The sequence below is a fragment of the Marinococcus tarijensis genome (assembly GCF_054971385.1).
This window is the reverse complement of record NZ_JBQOJA010000006.1, coordinates 70,430-95,156: the sequence shown is the minus strand read 5'-3', so window position 1 is coordinate 95,156 and position 24,727 is coordinate 70,430. Positions and strand designations below refer to the sequence as shown.

Genomic DNA, 24,727 nt, shown 5'->3' with positions numbered 1-24,727 from the left:
AGAGCGATTCAGTATACTGGTCTTTGTGACTGTCATCTGTTTCGCGTAGGCATTCAATTTACAAGGAGGCAGAGTAGTGGAAATCGAAACGAAGCATTTAGGTGCTGTCACAATCGAAGAAGAGGATATTACCCGTTTTCCGCAGGGCATTCCGGCGTTTGAAGACGAACGTGACTTTGTGTTTCTTCCGTTCGACGACAGCGGCAGCCTGTTTATTATGCAGTCGGTGCAAAATGCGCATATTGCGTTTATTACCGCTGATCCGTTTGTGTTTTTTCCGGACTATGAGCTTGAAGTACCGGACGCGGTCACGGAACAGCTGCATATCGAAAACCCGGAGCAGGTACTTGTCTATGTCACACTGACGCTTGCGAATACACTCGAAGACAGTACAGCGAACCTGCAGGCACCGCTGATTATCAATGTCGAACAGAAGCTCGGCAAGCAGTGGCCGATGGCGCAGTCGCCGTATGAAACGAAGCACCTGCTGTTTCAACGGACGCAGAAAGAAGGCACGGGATCATGTTAGTACTCACACGAAAGAAAAAAGAATCGATTCGTGTCGGGGATGATATCGCGATCACTGTACTCGGAATTGAAGGGGACCAGGTGAAGCTGGGTATCGATGCCCCGGAGCATATTGATATACACCGCCAGGAAGTATACGTTTCTATCCAACAGGAAAACCGGCAGTCACTCGCGGGCGATATTACCCTTTTGCAGAAATTATCGGAAAATATGAAAAAATAATAAATGGCTATTCATTCACTACATACAACTTACGGACTAATAAAAATACTAAAAAATATGAAAATGTATCTAAAAAATGTACAATAAGGAAAAATTATAGTTCTTTATTCATATTTATGATGTAATTAATTTACGATAAGTGGAAAATGCCTAGGGTCATAGGGCTTCTTGTCGGAACCGATGAAGAAAAGGTAGAATTTGTATACGGCCGTTCGAGTTCAGGGGATTGGTTGTCCTGCTGCAGTTTACAGAGAGAAATTAACAGACAAAAACGCAGAGGGCATGCTTGGGGAAAGTGTGTTCAACAATAAAAAACATCACTTTCGGTGAGGTCTCAGGAGGAATACATAATGGCCAAGACTTACAGTCGTAACATCCCGGGAAGCAGGGTGCCGATTTTATTTATCGACCTGCAGGGATCAGAAGTACTGCCGCAGGCAGCAGAATCAATGGGAAAGCTGGCTGTGCGCACGAATGGGGAAGAGTGGACCACGCTCATGCAGCGCGGTTTGCAGAAAGATACGCTGTATTATACAGCGTGCAGTGATTTGGATGCGTTTGTGCGTCTTCAGGAAGCAAAACGGGCCGGATCTGCGTGCAGGATTGGTGTGAACTTGCCGGAGCGGCTCAGGCACCTGGTGGATGAGTTCATCTGCCAGGAAGTGACGATGCTTCTGGCCGCCGAGCGCGACGAAGACGACTGGCGCAAGCATTTCATGCGCGCCACACAGTTTCAGACGTACATCGACCCGGTATTTCAGCCGCAGGTCGTCGAACGGTACCGCCGCATGAATCAGCTACAGGAAGAACCACCCGAGCAGCAGCTCGAACTCGACGTGCATAAAGCACGCGGCACGCTGTCCGAAGCAGAAATCCGGATTTTGGAAAAAATCCTCGAAGGCAAAAGCAACCGCAAAATTGCCGAGGAATGCTTTCTGGCCGTCGCCACCGTGAACAACCACGTCAGCCACCTGACGAAAAAGATGCAGGCCAACGACCGCACGCACACCATAAAGCGCGCGATCGAAGAAAACTGGGTCGAGTTTATAACGTAAAAGAAAAGCGGAGGTCCGCAGCTCAGGAGTCTCGTACGGCTGACCACGCCCTGCCTGGACTTGTTGTCAAATAAGGAAGGCAGGGCAGGGTCAACGGAACGAGCGACTGCGGACCGAAGCTAGACATCACGAAAGGCGAAGCCGCCCTGAACAGCCGCGCCAGACGGCTGGCGTAAACCTGGCTGGAAGCGTCGACAGACGGTGAAGCCAGGTTAGAGCCAATGGACTGGACGGCTGGGTGGCGTAGCTGGACATCACGAAAAGCGCAGAGCGTTTGTTCACCACCCGGGACGGCTCGCGGCCTTCGGTCGGCTTGAGACGTTGAAATTGAAGTTCGACTAAATTTGTTACATCCTGTAACAACGTCGAACTAACTTTCTTCGTGAAAGCCCCTGAAACAGCGAATGGACCCGGGTGGTAACGCTCGGAGCTGGACAGCGAAAGACGAATCTAGCTTAGTGAAAGTAAACTTGATGAAGTTCATTACTTTTTATGAACCCTCGAACTTACCTTTTTTAGCAAACACTAGAATTTAAGCATAAAAAAATGCCATGCTCTATATTTCAGCACGGCACTATTTTTTAGTATTATTAGCGAACATGCTGACGCAGCCTTGAAACTACTTCTTAGAATTATTGCATTGTAGCTAGACAGCAATGTCGCTAAACTTTTAGGCATTATACTTTTCTAACCAAGCATAAACAGAGCGGGAGCCCTTGTACTCCATGCTCTGTTTTTTTGCTTTTAGGCGGTAAACATGCTCTGGCAGTGGCCGGTACGGAACAACTGTTGTTGGATCATAAAAGTACTCGCTTTGGTTGGAAGCGATGCGCCATCTGTGAATCGAATCATTGTTCCATCATCGGAAGTGACAAACTGGCCGGGCTGCACATGATTATAAAAGATCCAGATGTTTTCCGGGTCGCGCAGCGATGAAACTGGAAATGCATAAATCCCCTCTGAAGGATTTACTGGTACTGGCAGCTTCTTGCGGATATGTAAGTAATGCTTTACCGCTTCGCTTCGTCCTTCAAAAGAAGACCCCCCGCGCAGACACCCTCTTTTGATAATAGCCGTAGGCGCACATGAAGCCGGTATACGTGCCCCGTTTTTTTCCCATATAATACTCTTCGCCTCTCCTTCAAAATTAGGTACAATCGCCATCGTGTTTTCATTTACTTCGTATTCTTCCAAAACCATTGCCTTCTGCATAACCCAACACCTCTAATTAAATGTATTCCACAACTATTCTGTCTGTAAATAAGTATACGAATGCTATGTGAAAATAACTAGTACTTTTTGCATAATATAACTAAAAGAATATTTTTAAGAGAATTACAGAAAATACTAAATACATAAACCGAGCAGCCGATATAAGGAGTGTAAGCAGGAATTGCCAAAACGCAGCGTACGGGCGTGAAAGCAAATTCTGTGACATAGGCTTACCACAAGGACGTGGAAAGTACTTACACATTCAGGGAGGAATTTTACAATGATTATCAACCATAACCTCGGTGCCATGAACGCACAGCGTCAAATGAGCACCAACCAGAACAACATGAGTAATTCTATGGAAAAACTTTCTTCTGGTCTTCGTATTAACCGTGCTGGCGATGATGCAGCTGGTTTGGCCATTAGTGAAAAAATGCGCGGCCAGATTCGCGGCCTTGAGCAAGCGGATCGTAATGCTCAGGATGGTATTTCCATGATCCAAACCGCGGAAGGCGCTTTAAACGAAACCCACAGCATTCTGCAGCGGATGCGGGAACTTGCCGTTCAAGCATCTAACGATACAAATGCAGATGCAGATCGTGGAGAAATCCAAAAAGAAATGAACCAGCTAACTTCCGAAATCAACCGTATAGGTAATACCACTGAATTTAACACTAAAAGTCTGCTGGATGGAAATGGAGCAGGTGGGGCTACGGGTGGAACGACAGCGTCAGGTAGCTTGGATACGGAAGGCGATACGGGCGAAGTAACTGCTACCGGTCCTAGCAACGAATCCTATAATGGGTATACTATCGAGTTTACTCAAGCTTCAAATGTTAATGAAGGTGTGTCAGCTAATGTTGATACAAGTTCTAGCACGATTTCAGTAAGCTGGGGAAGCAGTAACGCTCCATCGGACATGGCTGCTATCAATAGCGCTATTAAGGGAGATGTCACAGATGATGAAGCAAGTTTAGAAGGTGATATTGCCTTAGCGGAAGCAGGTACGTTTGACGCAAGTGATTTAATTGGAAAGTCTATCTCTGTTAGTGGCGGGGCAGAAGGATCTGGAGGGACCGCAGGTCAATTCTCTGCTAACTTCCAAATTGGAGCAAATCAAGGCCAGTCCATGACAATAACTATTGATGATATGAGAGCTTCAGCGTTAGGAGTCAGTGGTTCTACAGACGGCAATGCTCCTGGGATTGGTGATGACGATGCTGGCGCTGTCTTTACTAGTGCAAATACTGTCAATAATGGTACAGATAACAATAGTAATGAAGCGGCATTAGATGTATCGACTCATGGCAACGCTTCGAAAGCAGTGGAAGCTATTAATCAAGCAATTGAAGGCGTATCGGCTCAGCGTTCAGAACTAGGCGCTTATCAGAATCGCCTAGAGCACACCATCAACAACCTAGGTACTTCTGCAGAAAACCTGCAGTCGGCTGAATCCCGTATCCGTGACGTAGACATGGCAAAAGAAATGATGAACATGACCAAAAACAACATCCTTTCCCAAGCTTCCCAGTCGATGCTTGCACAAGCGAATCAACAGCCACAATCGGTTCTTCAGTTACTACAGTAAAATTGTTTTTACTCTAGAGGTTCTAGTGTCAATGCTAGAGCCTCTTTCTTTACATAATTGCATAAATTTCGGTCTTACTATCAATATCAAGACACTAATAAAAAGAAAGTTCTTTATGGAAAACTACCTGAACGTCATGAAACAGAACCCAAGTGTTATCGATACGATGATGGAGGGCTTAGCCCATATCCAAAAACAGCTTAATGAAAGAAGCTATCCGGAAGCGGTTCAGCTTATGGAAGATATGGTCATTGGTTTCACTGCAGTGGAGCGTTCTTCTAAGCTAGTGTTGAAAAATATCGAAAACACTGAGGTGACAGAAAAATACTTCAATAAAGTCCGGGTGAACTTAGACTTAGTCGTCACTCATTTAGAAAATCATTCATACGAAAGACTGCAGGAAATTTTTCAATTCACGTTAATCCCAAATGTGAAAAAAACTGCAGCTTGAGCTGACACAGCTTTTTCAGCCGTACGTATTATCTTAAACGCTACACTCTTGCGAATTTCTACCGATACTATAAACAACTGAGGCACTCTTACACCATAAGACTATACATCCAGAGGTTCCGGCGCCCCGGGGCCTTTTTTATACTTTTACAGGAAAGGAGGTGATGGTATCGATGTCGGCAGTGTTTCAATCATAAGCAGTCAATTGCAGGCGCAGCAGCAGGCGAACATATCGCTCATGCGCCAGTCGATGGAAGCGGCATCGAAGCAGAGCGCCGAACTGCTCGATGACATGGCTGGCGGCAACCAGGCCGGGACGATGCAGAGCGTTGTTTCCGGCAAAGGCCAGTCGATCGACGTAAAAGGATAGGGATTATCCCAGGAGGAGGTAGGCGGGAGATGGATGTTTCTATTCGATCAGCCGGGGGCGAGGGAGCTTCGTCCAAGCGGGAAGCGGGTATTATAGATGCTTCGAAAGTAACGCCGAACGAATTGGGGGCAGCTGAAACCAATTCTGCGCTTCACGTAACAAAGAAGGAAGTGGAAAAATCAGTCGAAACGTTAAGTGCGATGCTCGATCCGCATTTAACACGGTTAAAGTTTAACGTGCACGAAGACACCGACCGGGTGTACGTGCAGGTAATCGACCGCAATACAGAGGAGGTCGTGCGGGAAATACCGCCCGAGTCGCTTCTGGATTTTAACGCTTCGCTCCTTCGCCAGGCCGGGCTGCTAGTAAATGAAAAAAGGTAAGTGAAAAGCGTCTTCCTTCGGGGAGGCGTTTTTATTGTCAGTATAAAAGTTTTGATTCTTTTAGCACAAATAGGTTTATGGGAACGGCCATAGAGGAAGAGAGTAATGGTTCGAATTAATGAGATGAAAGGTGAGATCTATGAGTAAAACAGCAGTCGTTACTGGTTCAGGGCAGGGCATTGGAAAAAGCATTGCGACACGATTGGCGGAAGACGGATTTAACCTTGTTATTAGCGATATTGATACAGAAAAAATGAATGAAACCGTACAGGCGATTAAAGACAGCGGCAGTGAAGCGATCGCGGTTGAAGCGAACGTAAGCAATAAACAGGACGTCACGAGCCTTGTGCAACAGGCAGTCGAACAGTTTGGCAGTGTCGACGTGTTTGTGAACAACGCCGGCATTGACCAGGTGGCGCCGCTTCTCAAAGTAGAAGAAAACGATATAGATAAAATCTTTGGGGTAAATGTGAACGGCGTTATTTTCGGCATTCAGGCAGCGGCCGAGCAGATGAAAAAGCAGGGCGGCGGCAAAATTATTAACGCCTGCAGCATTGCCGGCCACAAAGGCTTCCCGATGCTCGGCATTTATTCGGCGACCAAGTTTGCCGTAAAAGGACTGACGCAGACGGCGGCCCAGGAACTGGCACCAGATGGCATTACTGTGAATGCATACTGCCCGGGCGTCGTTGGCACCGGCATGTGGGACCGGATCGATGAGCGCATGGTCGAAGAAATGGGTCTTCCAAAACGCGGCGATGCGTTTGAAAAATTCACCGCCGACATTGCCCTGGGTCGTTCCCAGGAGCCGGAAGATGTGGCTAAATTCGTTTCCTACCTCGCTTCCACGGATTCCGATTATATGACCGGCCAGGCTGTATTGATTGACGGCGGGATTGTGTATAATTAATAAGTATGTAAATTACGGCGCTTGTCCTCCGAGACAGGCGCTTTTTTCATTCCTCCTCCCGATACTTCCGGAACTTCCGCACGGAACCAATACAGAGAAGCAGGGCAATAGCCGCCGCTACGCTTACCTTGCTTGGCATACTTGGAGGTTCGCTGGCAGAGAGACTGTCGATACCGATCAGCATCGCAAACATCACGGCAAAATTGCCGATAATACTCGCAATTAGATTCCAATGTTCATCTACGAACACGCGGGAATACATGCAAAACTCCTTTCCTTACTTTTCCATTTATCGTGTAGTTTTATACTAACATACAGGGAAAATATGCTACGATGACTGCAGTACCGAAAGGAGGAAGGCTGCATGAATACTAACGGAGTACAATCCGTCGACCGCGCCCTCCGGATTATCGATCTGCTCGCGGAAGCGCCGGAGGGGCTGGGTGTCACGGAGCTTGCGAACCGCCTGAATGTCGCCAAGAGTACAATACACCGGTTGCTGGCATCCCTTCTACAGAAGGGATACGTGAAGCAGGGAAGCGGGCGCGATGTGTATACGCTCGGGTTCACATTCATGGAAATGGGCGAGCGGGTGGCGGAATCCATCGACGTGCGAAAGGCAGCGGGCGAAATCATACATGACCTCGCGAAAGCGACGGCAAGCACCGTGCACCTCGTGCAGCTCGAAGGAGCCCAGGTCGTCTACATTGATAAAGTGGAAACGTACGCGCGGCTGCGGCTGTTTTCCAGAGTGGGCCGTAAAGCTCCGCTCTACTGCACCGGCGTCGGTAAAGCGCTGCTGGCGTTTCAGTCCCCGCACATGCAGGAAAGGCTTCTCGACGAGCAGGAAATGGTTCGCCATACGCCGCATACGATTACGTCTAAAGAAGCAATGATGCCGGAGCTGGAGACAATAGCACAGGAAGGCGTGGCCTATGACCGGGAGGAGCATGAGCTTGGGGTTACCTGCGTGGCAGCACCCATTTTTGATTTTCACCGGCGGGCGGTCGCGGCAATTAGTGTCACCATGCCGCACATGAACGTGGAAACGATTGCCTGGGAAAAAACCGTGCAGCAGGTGCAGCGGGCGGCGGCAGCCATATCGCGGGAGCTTGGTCATTAAAAGAACGCTTTCAATCTGCCGTGCGGTCTGCTACACTATAAGCGACATTTCCCGCAGCGGGATTATCTTTTTATTCATAATACGGAACATTGTTCCCTAATAAGGAACAAAAGGAGGCCGCAGGCTGATGAGTATTATTCAGACGATTGAACAGGAGAAAATAGTGCCGATCATCCGCAGCAGCGACAAAACGCAGCTGCAGCAGGTGATTGAATCCTTATACGCAGGCGGGGCCCGGGTGCTTGAAGTGACAATGAACACGCCGGGGGCGCTTGCGGCGATTGAATGGGCGAAGGCAACGCACAGCGATCTGCACATCGGCGCCGGAACAGTGCTGGACGCCGAGTCTGCTCGCACTGCCATTTTGTCTGGCGCGGAGTTTCTGCTTGCTCCGACGCTTGACGCTAAAACGATTGAAACCGGCAGCCGCTACGGCGTTCCGGTCATTCCGGGGGTGCTCACGCCGACCGAAATTCTGCAGGCGACCGAGGCCGGGGCGGAAATGGTAAAAATTTTCCCGATCCGCGCGTTCGGCGCTTCGTATTTGAAAGACGTTCAAGGTCCGCTTCCGCACGTGCGGGCGATGGCTGTGGGCGGGGTGTCGCTTGATAACATGCAGGAATACCTGCAGAGCGGATGGCACGCGGTCGGCCTTGGCAGTCAGGTGGTGGATCCGAAGGCAATGGAGCGCGGAGACATGAAGCAGCTGACCCGCAACATGGAAAAAGCCCGCGGGATTCTCCGGGAGGGAGGCGGCAGCCAATGAACGTGATTGTCATCGACGGTGGTACCACGAACACGCGCCTCCGGGTCGTGAATACAGAGACACTTGAAGTTAAAAAGCGAATCTCGCTCGACCAGGGCGTGCGCAATCAGGCGATGGAGCAGGACTTTTCGCTGCTCGAGCGGCTGATTGATAACGAGCTGGACACACTGGCTGCCCAATTTACGTTCCGCGATGTGATCGGCTATGGCATGCTGACGGCGAACATCGGCATGCGCGAAGTGCCCCACGCCCCGTCGCCGCTCACAATGGAGGAGCTCGCCGAGCGTACGGTGCACGAGCGCTACAATGCCCGGCGCTGGCACTGGATTACCGGCATGAAAAACGGGGAGGAGCCGGTCGATGTGATGCGCGGCGAAGAGGTCGAAGCGTTCGGCATGCTGCGCCATACGCCCGCGGAAGGCAGCGGCCTAATCATTCTGCCGGGCTCGCATACCAAATACATCCGGGTCGAAGACGGCTCGCGGCTGCTCAGCTGCACATCCACCCTGGCCGGCGAAACGCTGTCGGCGCTCCGGACATCCACGATTTTATCCGATTCGGTCGGGCCGAAGCTCGTGGAATCGCTCGAGCCGGAGGTGCTGATGGAGGGCTGGGGCCTGGCGGAAACGGAAGGGTTCACGCGAGCAGCGTATTACGTACGTCTGCGCCATCTGTTTGCTGACTACACCGAAAACGCACGGGCGAATCTGCTGCTTGGCGCGGTGCTGTACGAGGATATGAAAGCATTTGAACATGCCGCTGATGGTTCTGGCTGGCTGTATCTTGGCGGGCACGGCGCGATGCAGGAGGCGTACCGGCACGTGCTCGAGCAGAAGCAGGGGCGTCCGGTCCACGTCTTTACGAAACAAGATCTCGAAAAAGCGTCGCTGCAGGGAGCCCTGCAGCTGGCCAATCTGGAACAAACGAAAGGGGAATTCCGATGAAAATCCGATCCTACGAACTATTTCAGGTGCCGCCGCGGTGGCTGTTTCTAAAAATTACGACAGACGAAGGCCTGGAAGGCTGGGGCGAGCCGATCGTAGAAGGACGCGCTGCTTCGGTTAAGGCGGCTGTCGATGAACTGATGGAATACATGATCGGGGAGGATCCGATGCGGATCGAGGACCACTGGAACAAGCTGTACCGCTCTGGATTCTACCGCGGCGGACCGATTCACATGAGTGCGCTCGCCGGCATCGACCAGGCGCTCTGGGACATTAAAGGCAAGTACTACAATGCGCCGATTTATGACCTGATGGGCGGGGCCTGCCGTGACAATATCAACATCTACTCCTGGATCGGCGGTGACCGTCCGAGCGACGTCGGCGCAGCGGCAAAGGAAACCGTGGATTCCGGCTTCCGGGCAATTAAAATGAACGGCACGGAGGAAATGCAGTACATTGATTCGTTCGACAAAGTCGAAGAAGCGGTTGCGCGCGTAGCGGCTGTGCGGGAAGCGGTCGGTACAGGCGTCGGCATCGGCATCGATTTTCACGGACGGGTGCACCGGCCGATGGCAAAGGTGATTGCTAAAGAGCTTGAGCCGTATCACCCGATGTTTATCGAAGAGCCGGTGCTGACTGAAAACATGGAGGCGCTGCAGGAACTGCGCCAGCATACGCATATCCCAATTGCGACCGGTGAGCGGATGTATTCACGCTGGGAGTTCAAGCATATTCTCGCGAACGGCTGGGTGGATATTATTCAGCCGGATCTCTCGCACGCGGGCGGGATCACCGAAGGCAAAAAAATCGCGACGATGGCGGAAGCGTATGACGTCGCCGTGGCGCCGCACTGCCCGCTCGGACCGATTGCGCTTGCGGCCTGCCTGCAGGTGGACGCCACAAGCCACAACGCCTTCATTCAGGAGCAGAGTCTCGGCATTCACTACAACCAGAGCAACGACCTGCTTGACTACATTGAAGACAAAAGCGTGTTTGCCTACGAAGACGGCGCGGTGAAAATGCCGCAGGGGCCGGGTCTTGGCATTGCAATTAACGAAGAATACGTGCGCGAGCGCGCGAAGGAAAGCCACAACTGGAAAAACCCGGTGTGGCGGCATAAAGACGGCACAATTGCCGAATGGTAACAAGAAATCCAGCATGCGCGAGACGCGTGCTGGATATTTTTATGCTCCGGAGCCGAAAGCAAGCGGGAGAGGTTAAACGGTGAGCCGTTATCCTGCTCTTCGCGGTGGATATTCCCGTACGTGGTGCGTAGCTCTTTGGTTAAATTCCAGTGCTGCATGAACGTTCACCCCTTTGAAGTTCTTAAGGATTTTCGGATGCCGAGGAGGCATATGCCGGCTCCGGCGCCGAGCCACACCATTGCAGCGAGAAACGCAAAGCTGAGGGCAGTTACGGCGTCCGTTGTTTCCCGCCATCCGTAGACGGCTGCACCTGCCGCACCCAGCAGCAGAAGCGCCCAGAAAATAGTCACGGCAGGCCCCGGCCGCCGGCGGTTACGGACAAGCAGCCGGCTGAACACGACAAGAAGCGCAGCAGTAAAAAAGACAGCGGCCATCACCCCGTAATGCTGAAACCATTCCATCGTAATCCCTCCGTAGTGGTTAGTGACTGAGCGCTTCGTTTACGGCTTCGAGCGCGTGTATTCGGGTCGTATCAATCACCGAAAGGTCGGTGTCTTTCGAAGTAACCAGCATGCCAAGCTCTGTGCAGCCTAAAATAACACCTTCCGCTCCGTCTTTCCTGAGCTGGTCCATGACCCGCAGCATATAGCTTCTGGATTCCGTACGTATTGTACCGTGGCAGAGCTCCTCAAAGATGATGCGGTTGACCTCCGTACGTGCTTCCGGTCCGGGCAGCGTCACCTCCAGGCCGCCGGCCCGGAGACCGTCGGTATAAAACGTTTCCTCCATCGTATATTTGGTGCCGAGCAGGCCGACGCGTGAAAGCTTCTCCCGGCGGATCTCACGGACAGCGGCGTCGTCGATATGAAGCACTGGAATATGTACACAGCTTTCGATCGCTTCGATGACCTTGTGCATCGTATTCGTACAGAGCACAATGAAATCTGCACCCCCGTGCTCAAGGGCGGCGGCTGCTTCCCCAAGCCGCTCTCCGGCTTTTTTCCAGCTGCCGGAGGTCTGCATCTGTTCAATCTCTTCAAAGTCAACACTGTACAAAAGGCAGCGGGATGAATGCAGCCGGCCGAGCCGGCGGTTCACCTCTTCATTAATCAGCTGATAGTACAGCGCGGATGACTCCCAGCTCATACCTCCGATAAGCCCGATTGTCTGCATGTTTTTTATCTCCCTTCAGTCAGTTCGTAGCTGCGTTATATGCTTATATTACCATTTTTATCATACTTTGTTGGAGCAACTTAGTTGCCTGTGTTATGCTTGAAATATAAGAAAATAGTTTTAAAGCAAGCCTGGCAAGTGCAGCCTGAGTTAAGGACGGTAAACATCTTGGACAAAAGCGCCTGTAATGTACTGTCTGGGAAAAGAAATACTCACTATATGGATGAGCATATAGGAGTAAAGAAAGCTTGAAAAGCTTTAGCCGGGATTTTACGTTTGAAGCTTTGTGAAATAAAGAAACACTTTTAAGCGAACACAGGCGGAAATCTTCAGACAATCAGTGCTGGTAGATAAGCTGCAGAGAGCCATACATCTCTGTGGTTTTTTATATTTATACGTATTAAAAAGCCAGGCCGATGGCCAGAGAACAAGATAATACACCGGCAGTAGTTGAAAAGAAGAACGCTTTTCTTCGCAGCCAGTACTAAGGATGCTTCTTAGTGCTGGCTTTTTATCTGCCGGGCTATATTCTGTAGAAAAGAGGCTGAAAAGATGAATTCTCCAGCGTTTGTTTACTGCTACAGTTCAAAAGAACGTGAAGTAATTGTCGGGCGGTGCGAGGACGTGGACACTGAAGGATGGAAACGAAAAGGGTATACGGTCGTGGAATGCAGCAATGAAGAGGAACTGTATGAAAGAATAAAGGATTTTCGAATGAACGAATGGATTGTGACGATTATGTCGAACCTCTCGCTGTTTGAAAAATTTCTAAATGAATCCTCCGAGATCCCAGAAAGCAGGCAAAAAAACAGGTAGTATTTTTATCGATACTCACGAATCGGGGCTGTTCCAATCATCGAGCAGCTTTTTTTTGCTTTTAAAATATAGGAAAATTATCACGACGGGAATAGGTTTATGCATAGAGGAAATTGGTTATGGAAGGTATTAAACGTTGTTTTGCACAAAAATAAGCATGATTTAACCGTTTAAAATAAATGAGGCGTGTACAGCTATAACTAAATATGAAAAAACAGATATAGTTAATGATTATATATACCTAAAACTTAAGACATGTGGTAAAATAAGTAAACAATACGGCCGCCATCGATTGTATACATAAATTTTCTATAAAATATAGTAGCGTTCATGAGCAGAACGGGGGATAAAATGAAGCACAAGGAGATAACGCAGATCAAGACCCAGGAAGTGGCGAAGCGTGTCGGTCTGTCGATGCTTGTTTTAATTCCGGTATTTATGCTTTTAAATTTTTATGATGCTCTTTTCCTTGGTGAACCGATTGAAAGCGAAGGACTGATAATAAGACTGCTGACGGGCGTAATTCTTTTGGGGGGTGTGCTCTGGTTTTTATTCAGGCGCAGCGTGGAGCAGCAGGTGCAGCGAAACTACTACCATGCTTTGTTTGATCAGCCGCTCTCCCCGGTGTTTCTGCTGAATAACCGCGGCAATGTGATTGATGTGAACGAAAAGCTTCTTGAAATGTTGAACAAGGAACGTGATACCGTGATCGGCCTGTCGATGAATGATTTAAACTTTACAGATCACGCTCTGGTCGAAAAATATACAGCACGGGTGATGAAGGGAAATTCCCAGCACTTTGAAGTGAACCTCAGAAGGCAGAACGGTTCGCTCATGGAGCTTGAAGTGATGGCGAGCCCGGTTTTTATGTATAAACGGATTATTGGCATGGTCGGCATTATCCGGGATCGTTCCAAACAGAATGCAAATGTCCGCAAGCTTGAACGCCTCGCAAACGTAGACGGCTTAACGGGCCTTTCGAACCGGAGGGCGTTTAACGATGCCTTTGACCGATACTGGGCGGAAGGAATGGAACGCCAGTCCCCGCTTGCGGTCATGATGATTGACCTGGACGAATTTAAAAACTTCAATGATACGTACGGGCACCTAGAAGGCGATGAATGCCTGAAACAGATTGCCGGCGCTATCCACGGAGTGTGTATGCGCTCCGGTGGCATGGCCTCCCGCTTTGGCGGAGAAGAGTTTGCTCTTCTGCTGCCAAAAACCAATAACAAAGAAGCCCGGGCGATTGCCCACGAGATTAGTGAAGAAGTAAGCAGACTCAATATCCGTCATGAAACGTCGAGAGTGAGCCAGAAGGTGACAGTCAGTATCGGCGTAAATGTCGTCGTGCCTGCCCTGCACCGCCACCGGGAGGATATGATGCTTAAAGCAGACCAGGCTCTGTATGATGCGAAAAGCAATGGAAAAAACATGGTGAAATTATAACAAAAGTCCTTATCAGTTAAAGAGGTGACAGAATTGGACGCCAAACAGCGGAAAGCTGGAAACAAACAATCACTATATGCAGGGCGCTTAAAGAAGGATTTCTTCGGCAGCGCCCTGCTTCTTTTAGTAACAGCTATTCATTGGCTGGCAGGTGATTTTACGGCGGGGGCCTACGTATTTTACGGAATAGTTTATACAATTATGATCCTGGAGGACGTATATATTTACCGGAAAATGAAAGCAGAGCAAAAATGGATGGAAAAAAGCATGAGTGATAAACGATAAACCCCGAAAAAGGAGGCGCGTCAGATGGAGCTTACGATCCGGCGTTTGACTGAAAACGATATCCCCTCACTTGTTGAACTGCCCCGGGAGGCTGGATGGGACTATGACGAAGCGGAGATGAGGGCGGTACTCGCTTCCGGAGCTGTATACGGGCATAAAACCCCGGAAGGCACGGTGGTCTCCAGTTCAGCTGTCATTCCATATAAAGACACGGCAGCGCTCGGCCTCGTTATTGTCCGGAAGGCTTCTCGCGGGCAGGGATTAGCCAGAGAAGCGGTGCAGGAATGTCTGGGTATGCTGCCGGCGGGTACCGGGGTGATGCTGGTTGCTACTGAAGAAGGGAAGCCGTTATACCATAAACTCGGGTTTGAAGAAGCAGGAAAGGTGTACAAATATGTCGCCCGGGGCCATGAGGTGAAGACAAACAGCACCGTTCTCTCATTTAACATAGAGCCGTATAAGGATTCTGACTGGCACAGCATACAGCAGCTGGACCGCGAGGCATTTGGGGACGACCGGCATACCTTTTTAAGGCACCGGTTGAGTCAGGCCCATCAGTGCTTTGTGTTGAAGGACGATCAAAACCGGCCGACTGGTTTTGGTTTGTCGGTCTGGCATGACGGGCAGCTGTTGATAGGCCCGGTCACGGCTAAAGACGAGCGGGGGGCCGCTTCGTTAATCGAGCAGCTGATAGAGATGCATCCGGTGAAGGTTCGGATCGATCTTACCGAAGAAAACAGCATCATTACGGCTCTGCTTGAGCGGTACGGCTTTGAAAAACAAAGCGAACCAAATATGATGGCGTTATCTCCGGAAAATGCAGGTTCACGAAACGGGAACCTCTACGCTATTGCATCGCAGATCTTCGGCTGAGGAGAAGGTCTTTCTTGAAAATAAATTTTCACAGGTCCTGCTGCCTAAAACAGGATTTATGGTACCATATTATGTTACTTTATTAGGAGAGAAGAGAGGGTTGATGAACATTTGGCCGGCTTTTATCAATGGTGGGAACCGTGGGAGAGATATCATGATCAGTGGACCATTCACAACATCTATACTTCCAGGAGTTATCGCTCTCCTTTTTACGCTGCTGTTTGTGCTTAAAGGATGGGCACTCTGGGTCAAGCTGCTGCCGGGCATTGTACTGATGGCTTCGGCCATTTCGCTTTTTTATTACGGCTATATGCACGTCCAGGGGTTTGAAGGAGCCTCGTACGGTATTTTTGGAGGGTTTTTAAGCCTCTATGCCGTAGTTTGCTTCATCATAGCCGGATGGGATTTACGCCGTAGTAATATTTTTAAGTAGAATATTTATTTTTCGGGTACATAAGCTGTAAAAGGAGGTGTCTTGTGATGTGTGGAAGATACACCCTGGTTTATTCTAAAGAGGCACTGGAGCAGGCTTTTGGTACGACATTTCCGGAGGGGCAGGAAAGCTACAATGTAGCGCCGTCACAAAAGGTGCTGGCGATAGCATCCTCTACTGAACAGACAAAAGCCGGCTGGCTGCAGTGGGGGCTGATCCCGTCCTGGGCAGACGACAAGAAAATCGGCCACAAAATGATCAATGCCCGGGCGGAAAGCGTTGATACCAAGCCGGCGTTCCATCGCCTGCTTGAACGCCGGCGCTGCCTGATCATTGCTGATGGCTTCTATGAATGGGACCGGGAGGGAGGTACGAAGCAACCGTACCGCATCACGGTCGACAACGAAGCGCCGTTTGCGTTCGCGGGGCTGTGGGACAGGTGGGAAGGCGAGGAAGAAACGATTACGTCCTGCACGATCATTACGACCGAAGCAAACGATTTAATGCAGAGTATTCACCACCGGATGCCGGTCATTCTGAATGAAGAAGCACGAAAAACCTGGCTCGACCCGCATGAAACCGATAAGCAAGTGTTAAAATCACTGCTGCAGCCATTCGACGCTTCCCGGATGACGATGTACCCCGTAAGCACTGAAGTGAACAGCCCAAAACATAATCATGCCGCTTTGATCGAACGCACGGGATAAAACAAACAGCCCGGCTTCTCCTTAATTATAGTAGGAAAAGCCGGGCTGTTTTTGTTAGTGAGGCCTGTAAAGCAGATCCGTTCGATGGTGTCACGATAGTGACGTCTTTCATCGAACTTCCTTACAATAAGGGTGGCTCTGCTTTTCTTGTTGTCTAGCTTTGCCACCCAGCCGTCCAGTCCATTGGCTGCATCCTGACTTCACTGTCTTACGACGCTTCCAGCCAGGATTACGCCAGCCGTCTGGAACGGCTGTGCAGGGCGGATCCGCTTTTCCTATAGCTTTTTCCGTGCGACGGCTTTGCGTATTTTGGCCACGGCTTCCTGAGCCTGGTCTTTCTTTTTGATGCAGTAATTTACATACAGGCCGTCAAGAAGCGATAATTCGGCAAGTCTGGAGGCGAGGGCTTCCGAGCGGTATTCGGTTTCGCGGGAAATGGTCTGCAGCGTCAGGTCCGCTTTTTGGCTGATCGGCGTTTTGGCGTAGCTTGTAATGGCGATAATACGGGCGCCCTGTTCTTTGGCCACATCCATCGCTTCAAGCACATCTTCGTTGGCCCCCGAGTGCGAAATCACAATCGCGACGTCGTCTGGCTTCAGCTGGGAAGCGGCCATTACCTGCCAGTGGGCATCGGTATAGGCATGACTCGGAAGCCCGGTACGCATAAACTTGTGCTGGCCGTCCTGGGCAGTGACACCGGAGCCGCCGCTTCCGTAAAAATGAAGCTCAGACGCTTCAAGCAGGTACTGAACCGCTTGGCGGACAGTGCTTTCATCAAGCACTTCCTGCGTGTAGGTAAGGGCATTTTTATTACTTTGAAACACCTTGGACATGACTTCTGCTTCGGTGTCGTTTTCCTGGATCGTTTCATGAATGTCTTCGATTGGTTCGATAATGTCGGAAGCGAGCGCGATTTTCATCGCCTGGTAGCCCTTAAAGCCGAGCCGTTTACAGAAGCGGAACACGGTGGCGTCTGCCAGGGAAAGCTGATCGGCTACCTGATTGATAGTTGAATGGACGATGGTTTCGGGATTTTGCAGCATGTAGTCGGCGATTTGCTTTTCTTTATCACTGAAACTGTTGTACAGCGACTGGATCCGCTGGCGGACATGAGTCGTTTCGGTAGCCATGAGCACCCCTCCGGAGAAAAAAGTCTTACCTTTATCATAAAGGAATAAATTTCACTTATCCATTAAAATACATGAAAAAAATTTTCTTAAAACGCTTGCATAGAATTTTATTTCACGTATAATAACGAAATGAGAAAAATATTTTCATCAATTGAAAGCGTTACCGAAAGCGAGGGAGTAAATGTTATGGCTGAATCACTTACAGCCGGCGTGGACATAGGCACAACGAGCACAAAAACGCTGGCGTACGATACAGACGGAAAAATTTGGGCGGAACGGGAGCTTGAATATCCAATTTATTCTCCGGACCCGGCCTGGAAGGAGCAGGATCCTTACGAAATTCTTCGCGCCGTCGAACAGACGCTGAAAAACGTTGTCGAAGACGTTGCGAAAGAAGGAAAACATATTGGAACGATTGGCTTCAGTGCAGCGATGCACAGCATACTTGCTGTAGATGAAAACGGCGAGCCGCTCACACAGGCACTCACCTGGGCGGATCAGCGATCGGTGCATGAAACGGAAAAAGTAAAGGCTGAAAACGGACAGGATATTTTTGAGCGGACCGGTACACCGATCCATCCCATGGCGCCGCTGACGAAAATTATGTGGTTTCAGAAGCACCGGGAAGAAATTGCCGCAAATGCAGCGAAATGGATTTCGGTGAAGGAATTTCTTTTTCATAAATGGTTCGGGGAATACATCGTTGATTACTCCATCGCCTCCGCTTCCGGCCTTTTCAATATTCATAAAAAGCAGTGGGACGATAGAGCACTGTCTCTTGCCGGTATTACGGAAAGCCAATTATCCACTCCGGTAAGCACGACGTACAAGCGCAGCGACTTACGCAAGGATGTCTGTGAGCGGCTCCATTTGCAGGAAACGACAACAGTCGTCATCGGGGCAAGCGACGGAGTGCTCGCAAACGTTGGTTCCGGGGCGCTTGAGGAAGGGGTGGTTGCCTGCTCGATCGGTACAAGTGGAGCGATACGCACCGTCATCGACCGGCCGTACACGGATCCGAAGGGACGGATATTCTGCTACGCGCTGACCGATGACCTGTGGGTGATCGGCGGTCCGATCAACAACGGCGGTATAGCACTTCGCTGGATGCGGGACAAAATCATGCCGGATCTTAAGGAAGAGTGCCGCAAAAATGGTACAGATCCCTACGACGTGCTGACGGAAATGGCGGAAAGCGTGATGCCGGGCTCCGACGGTCTGCTGTTTCTTCCGTACATGACTGGTGAACGTGCCCCGTTCTGGAACAGTGATACGAAGGGCGTATTTTTCGGCCTGACGCTGCACCACGGTCGCGAACAGATGGTCCGGAGCGTTATGGAAGGCGTCATGATGCAGATGTACGCCGTCGTCGTAGCGCTGATTGAGGCCGGTATCAACATTAAGGAATTCCGTGCCAACGGCGGCTTCGCCCGCTCGGAGCTGTGGAAGCAGATGATGGCAGACATATTCGAAAGCGACATTGTCGTTCCGGACAGCCACCAGAGCGCCTGCTTCGGCGCCGCGTGGCTTGCCATGACTGCCACCGGGCAGAAGGACAGCCTGGATACGATTCACGAACTGATCCCGATCGAAACACGGCAGTCCCCAATTATGGATAACGTGACAGCGTACCGGGACTTGAAGCCGATTTTCCTTCGGCTCGCACGCAATCTTCAATCGGAATTTTCCGCGATTGCCGACGTACAGCGTGCACACGCAGAAGGCAAACGCACACTATCCACTGAAAAAGGAGAAATACTATGACGACTTCAGCACCGTGGCTCATTATTGTAGCCGTATTAGCAATTGTTGCACTGTTATTTTTAGTGATGAAGACGAAGCTTCAGGCCTTTATCGCCTTGCTTCTCGTCAGCTTCCTCGTCGGTATTGCCGTCGGCATGCCGCCAGGCGAAATTATAACGACCATCGAAGAAGGGATGGGCGGCACCCTTGGATTTATTGCTGTCGTGATCGGCCTTGGGGCCATGTTTGGGGAAATGCTTCGTGTGTCCGGGGGCGCCGAGCGCCTGGCGCTTACACTCGTTGATAAATTTGGAGAAAAGAACGTCAGCTGGGCGCTTGCGCTTACAGGCTTTATCGTTTCAATTCCCGTCTTTTTGGACGTTGCACTTGTTATCTTAATTCCAATTGTGTACAGCCTCGTTCGTAAAACGAAAAAATCACTCGTGTACTACGGTATTCCGCTTGTAGCAGGTCTTGCCGTGACGCACAGCTTTATTCCGCCAACGCCGGGACCGATCTCAGTTGCTTCGATCATCGGCGCTGACCTCGGCTGGGTTATTCTGTTTGGTACACTTGCCGGCCTTCCGGCAGTAGCCATTGCGGGCCCGCTGTTCGGAAAATACATGGCGAAAAAAATCGACGTCGGCGTTCCGGAATACATGATGGAGCAGATGAGAAACGTCGAGTACGACCGCGAGCTGCCAAGCTTCCGCAGCGTTCTCGCTATCATTCTTCTTCCGCTTGTGCTGATTCTGCTTAACACAGGCTCCGGGGTTTTCCTCGCAGAAGACAGCACCGCGTATGAAATACTGTCCTTTATCGGGGATCCGTTCTTTGCACTAACTGTTGCAGCACTTTTAACATTTTATGTGTTTGGTATCCGCCGGGGCTACTCGAAACAGGAGGTCCAGCAGATTACGACGAAAGCCCTTGAGCCGGCGGGTATTATCATTCTCGTTACCGGTGCCGGTGGGGTGTTCGGTGAAATGCTGATCCAGTCCGGCGTGGGCGATGTACTTGCAAGTGCGATGGAGAACGCGAACATGCCAATTCTCGTTTTTGCCTTTATCACAGCTGTTCTTGTCCGTGTAGCCCAGGGCTCTGCAACCGTGGCGATGGTAACAGCCGCCGGCCTTGTAGCGCCGCTGCTTGAAACATATGACGTCAGCGAGCCAATGCTCGGGCTGCTCGTTATTACGATTGCTTCCGGTGCGACCGCCTTCTCCCACGTGAACGACTCCGGGTTCTGGCTGGTCAGCAGGTACTTCGGCCTGAACGAAAAACAGACGCTGCAGACATGGACCGTCATGGAAACAATTATCGGGTTTGTCGGCTTTGGCGTGGCACTGATTTTAAGTATCTTCGTATAAATAGAAAAGAGGAGTGGAGAACATGAAAGCAGGAATTATTGGGTTAGGAAAAATGGGGTATAATATCGGCCTGCAGATGCTTGATAAAAATCACAATGTGGTTGCCTACGATCTGTCCGAAGAATTTCGTGAAAGCTTTAAGGGCGACGGCGGCAGCACAGCCGCCTCCCTGCAGGAGCTCGTGGATCAGCTGCCGAAGCCGCGCATCATCTGGGTGATGGTGCCGGCCGGGGACGCGACCGACCAGGTGCTTACTGAAACGGCTTCCTACCTTGATGAAGGAGACATTTTAATCGATGCCGGCAACTCCCACTACAAGCGGACGCTCGCTCATTATGAAGCACTTGAAGCAAGAGGCGTCCACTTTTTCGACGTGGGCACAAGCGGCGGTATTTCCGGTGCCAGAAACGGCGCCTGCCTGATGATCGGCGGACGCAAGGACATCTTCCCGGTGCTCGAGCCGCTGATGGAAGACCTGTCGGTGGAAAACGGCTACCACTACACCGGGGAAGGCGGCAGCGCCCACTATTTGAAAATGGTGCATAACGGCATCGAGTACGGCATGATGGCCGCGATGGGCGAAGGATTTGAACTGCTTGAAAAAGGCCCGTTTGACTATGACTACGAGCAGGTTGCCCGCGTGTGGAACAACGGCTCGGTCATCCGCGGCTGGCTGATGGAGCTGATGGAGGAAGCCTTCCGCGGCGATGCGAGGCTTGACGAAATCCGCGGCGTGATGCATTCGTCCGGCGAAGGCAAGTGGAGCGTGGAGTCCGCGCTCGAATACGAGGCAACCACCCCGGTCATTGCGCTCTCGCTCATGATGCGCTATCGTTCGCAGGAAACCGATACCTTTAACGGCAAAGTGGTGGCTGCCCTCCGTAAAGGCTTCGGCGGCCATGCCGTAGAAAAAAGTGAATAGCAATGTCCCAGAGGCCCGGATGGTATCCGGGTCTTTTTTCATATTTTAGAAAAACTGCGGCAAATGCTTCAACTGCCTTAAAGTATTTCCGATAGTAACAGTAACGAAGAAAACGGCAGAAGGGAGCCTATCATTCATGCGAGTATCCGGGTTTGCTTCAGGAATGGACATTGACCAGACAGTAAAGGATTTAATGCGGGCGGAGCGCCAGCCGATCAATAAGCTGAACCAGCAGAAGCAGACGCTCGAGTGGCAGACGGAAATGTATCAGAATGTAAACAAGCAATTTTTTGATTTCCGGAACACGATTTTTGATTCGGTTATGAAAAAATCATCGATGACAGCCCGCTCGGCGACGTCCACCAACGACAGCCGGGTGAGCGCCACGGCTTCAGCGTCAGCCGGCAATGCGACCTATTCGATCAGCGAGGTCAAGCAGCTGGCCAAATCAGCTTCGCAGAGCAGCTCCGAACGGGCGACTGCCACCGGTTTTTCCGCTTCGGAAGCCGTCGGCAGCCAGACATTTGCAGACGGAAAAGAACCACAGTGGAGCGAAGGCGTGATTCAAAGCAAAACGGTTAACGCTGATGGCGGCACCTCCTACAGCGTGGAAGGCAGCAATTTTAAACAAAACACGGACGACATGATCGTAAAGGTAAGCGGCAAGCAGTACGAGGTCGTAACCGGTACGGACCCGCTCGAGTCCGGGCAGGTACGGGCCAGCTTTACGGGCGGCCAAATTGATTTGGAGTTTAGTTCGGCGGTAACGAGCGGCAAAAGCATTAGCGTGCAGTATGCCACGGACAATGAAACCAAAACAATTAACGCGGCCGCTCCGACCTCTTCTTTTTCGCTCGGTAAGGGAGCGATTAACCCGGACACGCTGGACATCAGCGTAAACGGAGGTGCAGCGCTGAAGATTGTGACAGATCCCGATAAGGAGCTCGCAACAGACGAAGCCTACGTGGATACGAAAACAGGCAGAGTTACGCTCGGCGAAGCGGTGACCGGAACGATTGAAGCGACATTCACCCAGCAGTATTCCACGAACACCATTACGACCTTTGATAAAAACGGAAACGAACAGAAAAACAAATTTACGTTCACGAGTGCACAGTCGATGAACAATATTATGAGTGCCATCAGCTCCTCGGGGGCGGGCGTGAGCGCGTTTTACGATGAGCATTCGGGTAAAGCAGCGCTCACCCGGTCAGAGACCGGTGACTTTAACAAAAATGGCGATGAGATGCTTTTTTCGGGTGATTTTTTCAATAACACGCTGGGGCTGAACAATGTAGAGGGCGAGTCCAACCAGGGCGAGCAGAATGCTGTGTTTACAATGAACGGACTTGAAACCGAGCGTGCGAAAAACACGTTTGACGTTAACGGGATGAGTATCACGCTTAAAGAAGCATTCACTGAAGCGGACGGCGCGGTAACACTCGGCTCGGATACAAATACCGACGGTGTCATGGACACGATTAAAGGATTTGTTGAAGAGTATAATAAGATAGTTGAAGATGTAAACGGGAAGCTGAATGAAAAGGTGAACCGGGACTTTAAGCCGCTCAGTGACGAGCAGAAAGAAGAAATGAGCGAAAAAGAAATTGAGCTCTGGGAGGAAAAAGCCCGCAGCGGCCTGCTCCGCAGCGACAGCTCCATCTCGAACGTCATGAACAATATGCGCTCTCTTTTATACGAGCAGGTAAACGGCACCGATTCAGCGTATAATACGCTCTATTCAATCGGAATTACGACAAGCTCCAGCTACACTGACAACGGCAAGCTCGAAATTGATGAAGACAAGCTGCGTCAGGCGATTGAAGATGACAGCGAAGGCGTTTACCAGCTGTTTGCCGCCAGCGGATCAACAACCGAAACCCAGGGACTTGCCCGCCGGATGAGGGAAACGCTCGACAACGGTGTGTCGGCGCTTGCCGAACGGGCCGGGGGCTACAAAGGCAAGCTGCTTCCGCACCAGTTTACGCTCGGCCGCAATATGGAAAACATCGACGACCGTATCGCTCAGTTTGAGGACCGGATGGCGTCAGTGGAAAACCGGTATTACCGCCAGTTTACAGCGATGGAGCAGGCGATGAGCCGGGCCAATTCGCAGTCCAACTATTTGATGCAGTTTATGAACAACGGCCAGTAACAACAGCACCTTCTTGAGGAGGAAGAAAACATATGAGTTTTAACCAGGCACAGGCAATGTACCAGCAGGCAATGAAGCAGACGGCTGCACCGGATAAAGAGAAGCCGCAGAAAACGTTCAGCCCAAAGCAGGCAGCACCTGCTCCGAAACCGGCGCCAGTCAAAGCGAATCCTTATCGGCAGCAGGCAATGCAGACAGCCTCGCCGGGAGAGCTCACGCTTCTTTTATACAACGGCTGTTTGAAATTTCTCCAAAAAGCGGAGAAGGCGATGAATGAGGGAAAGGTTGAAGAAAAAAACAAGCTGATGATTCGGGCCCAAAACATTATCGGCGAGCTGATGATTACCCTGAAAACGGACAGCGAGCTTGGCAGCAGCATGATGCAGATGTATGACTATATGTACCGCCGCCTGATCGAAGCGAATGTCAGTAATGACACAGACGCTCTGCGGGAAGTGTACGGACTTGTCGAAGAGTTCCGCGACACATGGAAGCAGGCGATGCAAAAAGACCGGGAGAGCCGTTTCCGTGAAGGTGGCCGCGTGTAATGAGTGTAATCCGTGAACTGTATGTCACGACCCGGGAGCTGTACGAGAAAATGGCGCAGCCCATGCCGGAGAATGAACAGCCAAGGGATGATTACATTGAGAGCGTGGATCTTTTTCTGCAGGCCCGGGACCGGCAGCTGAAAGATCTGCCGCCAGTAGGGGAATGGTCAGAGGCCGAGCGTCAGCTCGGGGAGGAGACGGTCAAGATGAATCGTTATATTGACGACCGGCTTGCCGGCTGGAAACAGGTGATCCGCACAGAACTGCAGGGAAGCCGTCAAAAGCGCCGCCATATGGGGAAATATGAGCAAACCGGCGCCACGGCTTCAGCCTATTTTTTCGACAGCAAAAACTAATACGTAAAGCCTTCAGACCTCGATCTGAAGGTTTTTTTATGTATGCGTGCTTCGATTATGTTATAAACGGC

At 50.7% G+C, this 24,727-nt stretch carries 28 protein-coding genes and 1 pseudogene; 24 read left to right on the top strand and 5 right to left on the bottom strand.

All coding sequences use genetic code 11. The annotated features are described in order from the left end of the window. The first annotated feature begins 76 nt into the window (after positions 1 to 76). The 3 genes from fliW to ACTTK7_RS05165 all read left to right on the top strand — a co-directional run bounded on the left by fliW (position 77) and on the right by ACTTK7_RS05165 (position 1,805). Entirely contained in the window at positions 77 to 529 is a 453-nt protein-coding gene (gene fliW / locus ACTTK7_RS05175; protein ID WP_462866362.1) for a flagellar assembly protein FliW, read from the top strand. Next, positions 523 to 750, top strand: a complete 228-nt coding sequence (csrA, locus tag ACTTK7_RS05170) for a carbon storage regulator CsrA (RefSeq protein WP_079475418.1) — start codon at positions 523 to 525, stop codon at positions 748 to 750. Before fliW ends, csrA begins: the two co-directional genes overlap by 7 nt. Positions 751 to 1,100: 350 nt before the next feature. Next, positions 1,101 to 1,805: a response regulator transcription factor gene (locus tag ACTTK7_RS05165; RefSeq protein WP_079475419.1), complete on the top strand. Its 705-nt coding sequence runs from the start codon at positions 1,101 to 1,103 to the stop codon at positions 1,803 to 1,805. A 744-nt stretch (positions 1,806 to 2,549) separates the two neighbouring features. Here ACTTK7_RS05165 and ACTTK7_RS05160 read toward each other — a convergent pair. Then, positions 2,550 to 3,017, bottom strand: coding sequence for a competence protein ComK (locus tag ACTTK7_RS05160; RefSeq protein WP_462866359.1), 468 nt, complete (start codon positions 3,015 to 3,017; stop codon positions 2,550 to 2,552). 280 nt (positions 3,018 to 3,297) lie between these two features. On the opposite strand from ACTTK7_RS05160, the gene ACTTK7_RS05155 reads away from it, so the two are divergent. From ACTTK7_RS05155 to ACTTK7_RS05135, 5 genes are all read left to right on the top strand, one after another. Then, the gene (locus tag ACTTK7_RS05155) at positions 3,298 to 4,605 is read left to right on the top strand and encodes a flagellin N-terminal helical domain-containing protein (protein WP_462866357.1); all 1,308 of its coding nucleotides are present in this window, start codon (positions 3,298 to 3,300) and stop codon (positions 4,603 to 4,605) included. A 115-nt stretch (positions 4,606 to 4,720) separates the two neighbouring features. Beyond that, positions 4,721 to 5,056, top strand: a complete 336-nt coding sequence (locus tag ACTTK7_RS05150) for a hypothetical protein (protein ID WP_462866356.1) — start codon at positions 4,721 to 4,723, stop codon at positions 5,054 to 5,056. Between the two features lie 168 nt (positions 5,057 to 5,224). Further along, the gene (locus ACTTK7_RS05145; protein ID WP_462866441.1) at positions 5,225 to 5,425 is read left to right on the top strand and encodes a putative motility protein; all 201 of its coding nucleotides are present in this window, start codon (positions 5,225 to 5,227) and stop codon (positions 5,423 to 5,425) included. Between the two features lie 29 nt (positions 5,426 to 5,454). Then, positions 5,455 to 5,808: a flagellar protein FlaG gene (locus ACTTK7_RS05140; RefSeq protein WP_462866355.1), complete on the top strand. Its 354-nt coding sequence runs from the start codon at positions 5,455 to 5,457 to the stop codon at positions 5,806 to 5,808. A gap of 139 nt (positions 5,809 to 5,947) precedes the next feature. Then, positions 5,948 to 6,718 carry an acetoin reductase gene (locus ACTTK7_RS05135; protein ID WP_462866353.1) on the top strand — a complete coding sequence of 257 codons (771 nt, stop codon included), beginning with the start codon at positions 5,948 to 5,950 and terminating at the stop codon, positions 6,716 to 6,718. A 46-nt stretch (positions 6,719 to 6,764) separates the two neighbouring features. Here the strand turns inward: ACTTK7_RS05135 and ACTTK7_RS05130 are convergent, their stop codons facing one another. Then, positions 6,765 to 6,980, bottom strand: a complete 216-nt coding sequence (locus ACTTK7_RS05130) for a hypothetical protein (protein ID WP_462866352.1) — start codon at positions 6,978 to 6,980, stop codon at positions 6,765 to 6,767. A gap of 102 nt (positions 6,981 to 7,082) precedes the next feature. Between ACTTK7_RS05130 and ACTTK7_RS05125 the strand changes: the two genes are divergently transcribed. The 4 genes from ACTTK7_RS05125 (at position 7,083) to dgoD (ending at position 10,696) form a co-directional block, all read left to right on the top strand. Further along, positions 7,083 to 7,841 (top strand): IclR family transcriptional regulator, encoded by a 759-nt coding sequence (locus tag ACTTK7_RS05125; RefSeq protein ID WP_462866351.1) that lies wholly within the window; start codon positions 7,083 to 7,085, stop codon positions 7,839 to 7,841. 127 nt (positions 7,842 to 7,968) lie between these two features. Further along, the gene (locus ACTTK7_RS05120; protein WP_462866350.1) at positions 7,969 to 8,607 is read left to right on the top strand and encodes a bifunctional 4-hydroxy-2-oxoglutarate aldolase/2-dehydro-3-deoxy-phosphogluconate aldolase; all 639 of its coding nucleotides are present in this window, start codon (positions 7,969 to 7,971) and stop codon (positions 8,605 to 8,607) included. Further along, positions 8,604 to 9,551, top strand: a complete 948-nt coding sequence (locus ACTTK7_RS05115) for a 2-dehydro-3-deoxygalactonokinase (RefSeq protein ID WP_462866348.1) — start codon at positions 8,604 to 8,606, stop codon at positions 9,549 to 9,551. The genes ACTTK7_RS05120 and ACTTK7_RS05115 overlap by 4 nt, the downstream gene beginning before the upstream one ends. Next, on the top strand, positions 9,548 to 10,696 hold the full coding sequence (gene dgoD / locus ACTTK7_RS05110; RefSeq protein WP_462866346.1) for a galactonate dehydratase: 1,149 nt from the start codon (positions 9,548 to 9,550) through the stop codon (positions 10,694 to 10,696). Before ACTTK7_RS05115 ends, dgoD begins: the two co-directional genes overlap by 4 nt. A 164-nt stretch (positions 10,697 to 10,860) precedes the next feature. On the opposite strand, the gene ACTTK7_RS05105 is transcribed toward dgoD, so the two are convergent. Both ACTTK7_RS05105 and ACTTK7_RS05100 read right to left on the bottom strand, forming a co-directional pair. Then, on the bottom strand, positions 10,861 to 11,157 hold the full coding sequence (locus tag ACTTK7_RS05105; RefSeq protein ID WP_462866345.1) for a hypothetical protein: 297 nt from the start codon (positions 11,155 to 11,157) through the stop codon (positions 10,861 to 10,863). Between the two features lie 19 nt (positions 11,158 to 11,176). Further along, complete coding sequence (locus ACTTK7_RS05100) at positions 11,177 to 11,869, bottom strand: aspartate/glutamate racemase family protein (RefSeq protein ID WP_462866343.1); 693 nt, start codon at positions 11,867 to 11,869, stop codon at positions 11,177 to 11,179. A 552-nt stretch (positions 11,870 to 12,421) separates the two neighbouring features. Here ACTTK7_RS05100 and ACTTK7_RS05095 point away from each other — a divergent pair. The 6 genes from ACTTK7_RS05095 (at position 12,422) to ACTTK7_RS05070 (ending at position 16,432) form a co-directional block, all read left to right on the top strand. Next, positions 12,422 to 12,685 (top strand): hypothetical protein, encoded by a 264-nt coding sequence (locus ACTTK7_RS05095; RefSeq protein WP_462866342.1) that lies wholly within the window; start codon positions 12,422 to 12,424, stop codon positions 12,683 to 12,685. Between the two features lie 351 nt (positions 12,686 to 13,036). Further along, positions 13,037 to 14,134: a GGDEF domain-containing protein gene (locus tag ACTTK7_RS05090; RefSeq protein ID WP_462866340.1), complete on the top strand. Its 1,098-nt coding sequence runs from the start codon at positions 13,037 to 13,039 to the stop codon at positions 14,132 to 14,134. A 33-nt stretch (positions 14,135 to 14,167) separates the two neighbouring features. Further along, on the top strand, positions 14,168 to 14,419 hold the full coding sequence (locus tag ACTTK7_RS05085) for a hypothetical protein (protein WP_462866338.1): 252 nt from the start codon (positions 14,168 to 14,170) through the stop codon (positions 14,417 to 14,419). A 24-nt stretch (positions 14,420 to 14,443) separates the two neighbouring features. Further along, entirely contained in the window at positions 14,444 to 15,292 is an 849-nt protein-coding gene (locus ACTTK7_RS05080) for a GNAT family N-acetyltransferase (protein WP_462866336.1), read from the top strand. A gap of 100 nt (positions 15,293 to 15,392) precedes the next feature. Further along, complete coding sequence (locus ACTTK7_RS05075) at positions 15,393 to 15,725, top strand: hypothetical protein (protein WP_462866335.1); 333 nt, start codon at positions 15,393 to 15,395, stop codon at positions 15,723 to 15,725. A 47-nt stretch (positions 15,726 to 15,772) separates the two neighbouring features. After that, positions 15,773 to 16,432 carry an SOS response-associated peptidase gene (locus ACTTK7_RS05070; protein ID WP_462866333.1) on the top strand — a complete coding sequence of 220 codons (660 nt, stop codon included), beginning with the start codon at positions 15,773 to 15,775 and terminating at the stop codon, positions 16,430 to 16,432. Between the two features lie 275 nt (positions 16,433 to 16,707). Here ACTTK7_RS05070 and ACTTK7_RS05065 read toward each other — a convergent pair whose 3' ends face one another. Continuing rightward, positions 16,708 to 17,562 (bottom strand): MurR/RpiR family transcriptional regulator, encoded by an 855-nt coding sequence (locus tag ACTTK7_RS05065; RefSeq protein ID WP_462866331.1) that lies wholly within the window; start codon positions 17,560 to 17,562, stop codon positions 16,708 to 16,710. Between the two features lie 186 nt (positions 17,563 to 17,748). Here ACTTK7_RS05065 and ACTTK7_RS05060 point away from each other — a divergent pair, with 186 nt between their 5' ends. The 6 genes and pseudogenes from ACTTK7_RS05060 (at position 17,749) to ACTTK7_RS05035 (ending at position 24,656) form a co-directional block, all read left to right on the top strand. Beyond that, positions 17,749 to 19,326 (top strand): gluconokinase, encoded by a 1,578-nt coding sequence (locus ACTTK7_RS05060; protein WP_462866329.1) that lies wholly within the window; start codon positions 17,749 to 17,751, stop codon positions 19,324 to 19,326. Further along, a complete protein-coding gene (locus ACTTK7_RS05055) occupies positions 19,323 to 20,675 on the top strand; it encodes a GntP family permease (RefSeq protein ID WP_462866327.1) in 1,353 nt (450 codons plus the stop codon). Before ACTTK7_RS05060 ends, ACTTK7_RS05055 begins: the two co-directional genes overlap by 4 nt. 22 nt (positions 20,676 to 20,697) lie before the next feature. Further along, positions 20,698 to 21,597: a phosphogluconate dehydrogenase (NAD(+)-dependent, decarboxylating) gene (gene gnd / locus ACTTK7_RS05050; protein WP_462866325.1), complete on the top strand. Its 900-nt coding sequence runs from the start codon at positions 20,698 to 20,700 to the stop codon at positions 21,595 to 21,597. A gap of 136 nt (positions 21,598 to 21,733) precedes the next feature. Continuing rightward, entirely contained in the window at positions 21,734 to 23,752 is a 2,019-nt protein-coding gene (gene fliD, locus ACTTK7_RS05045; protein ID WP_462866324.1) for a flagellar filament capping protein FliD, read from the top strand. Positions 23,753 to 23,925: 173 nt separating this feature from the next. Further along, positions 23,926 to 24,300: pseudogene (gene fliS / locus ACTTK7_RS05040) on the top strand (flagellar export chaperone FliS); the annotation flags it as partial. Continuing rightward, complete coding sequence (locus ACTTK7_RS05035) at positions 24,300 to 24,656, top strand: hypothetical protein (RefSeq protein ID WP_462866323.1); 357 nt, start codon at positions 24,300 to 24,302, stop codon at positions 24,654 to 24,656. The pseudogene fliS and the gene ACTTK7_RS05035, both read left to right, overlap by 1 nt. The last annotated feature ends 71 nt before the right edge of the window (positions 24,657 to 24,727 follow it).

Excerpts from the sequence above, each read along its gene's own strand:
- ACTTK7_RS05055 (WP_462866327.1), top strand. The coding sequence starts at position 19,323 with ATGACGACTTCAGCACCGTGGCTCATTATTGTAGCCGTATTAGCAATT.
- ACTTK7_RS05150 (WP_462866356.1), top strand. The coding sequence starts at position 4,721 with ATGGAAAACTACCTGAACGTCATGAAACAGAACCCAAGTGTTATCGAT.
- ACTTK7_RS05105 (WP_462866345.1), bottom strand. The coding sequence starts at position 11,157 with ATGGAATGGTTTCAGCATTACGGGGTGATGGCCGCTGTCTTTTTTACT.
- ACTTK7_RS05125 (WP_462866351.1), top strand. The coding sequence starts at position 7,083 with ATGAATACTAACGGAGTACAATCCGTCGACCGCGCCCTCCGGATTATC.
- ACTTK7_RS05155 (WP_462866357.1), top strand. The coding sequence starts at position 3,298 with ATGATTATCAACCATAACCTCGGTGCCATGAACGCACAGCGTCAAATG.
- ACTTK7_RS05130 (WP_462866352.1), bottom strand. The coding sequence starts at position 6,980 with ATGTATTCCCGCGTGTTCGTAGATGAACATTGGAATCTAATTGCGAGT.
- gnd (WP_462866325.1), top strand. The coding sequence starts at position 20,698 with ATGAAAGCAGGAATTATTGGGTTAGGAAAAATGGGGTATAATATCGGC.
- ACTTK7_RS05135 (WP_462866353.1), top strand. The coding sequence starts at position 5,948 with ATGAGTAAAACAGCAGTCGTTACTGGTTCAGGGCAGGGCATTGGAAAA.
- ACTTK7_RS05065 (WP_462866331.1), bottom strand. The coding sequence starts at position 17,562 with ATGGCTACCGAAACGACTCATGTCCGCCAGCGGATCCAGTCGCTGTAC.
- ACTTK7_RS05165 (WP_079475419.1), top strand. The coding sequence starts at position 1,101 with ATGGCCAAGACTTACAGTCGTAACATCCCGGGAAGCAGGGTGCCGATT.
- ACTTK7_RS05090 (WP_462866340.1), top strand. The coding sequence starts at position 13,037 with ATGAAGCACAAGGAGATAACGCAGATCAAGACCCAGGAAGTGGCGAAG.
- ACTTK7_RS05035 (WP_462866323.1), top strand. The coding sequence starts at position 24,300 with ATGAGTGTAATCCGTGAACTGTATGTCACGACCCGGGAGCTGTACGAG.
- ACTTK7_RS05095 (WP_462866342.1), top strand. The coding sequence starts at position 12,422 with ATGAATTCTCCAGCGTTTGTTTACTGCTACAGTTCAAAAGAACGTGAA.
- ACTTK7_RS05115 (WP_462866348.1), top strand. The coding sequence starts at position 8,604 with ATGAACGTGATTGTCATCGACGGTGGTACCACGAACACGCGCCTCCGG.
- ACTTK7_RS05120 (WP_462866350.1), top strand. The coding sequence starts at position 7,969 with ATGAGTATTATTCAGACGATTGAACAGGAGAAAATAGTGCCGATCATC.
- csrA (WP_079475418.1), top strand. The coding sequence starts at position 523 with ATGTTAGTACTCACACGAAAGAAAAAAGAATCGATTCGTGTCGGGGAT.
- ACTTK7_RS05070 (WP_462866333.1), top strand. The coding sequence starts at position 15,773 with ATGTGTGGAAGATACACCCTGGTTTATTCTAAAGAGGCACTGGAGCAG.
- ACTTK7_RS05160 (WP_462866359.1), bottom strand. The coding sequence starts at position 3,017 with ATGCAGAAGGCAATGGTTTTGGAAGAATACGAAGTAAATGAAAACACG.
- ACTTK7_RS05080 (WP_462866336.1), top strand. The coding sequence starts at position 14,444 with ATGGAGCTTACGATCCGGCGTTTGACTGAAAACGATATCCCCTCACTT.
- ACTTK7_RS05060 (WP_462866329.1), top strand. The coding sequence starts at position 17,749 with ATGGCTGAATCACTTACAGCCGGCGTGGACATAGGCACAACGAGCACA.
- dgoD (WP_462866346.1), top strand. The coding sequence starts at position 9,548 with ATGAAAATCCGATCCTACGAACTATTTCAGGTGCCGCCGCGGTGGCTG.
- fliD (WP_462866324.1), top strand. The coding sequence starts at position 21,734 with ATGCGAGTATCCGGGTTTGCTTCAGGAATGGACATTGACCAGACAGTA.
- ACTTK7_RS05100 (WP_462866343.1), bottom strand. The coding sequence starts at position 11,869 with ATGCAGACAATCGGGCTTATCGGAGGTATGAGCTGGGAGTCATCCGCG.
- ACTTK7_RS05140 (WP_462866355.1), top strand. The coding sequence starts at position 5,455 with ATGGATGTTTCTATTCGATCAGCCGGGGGCGAGGGAGCTTCGTCCAAG.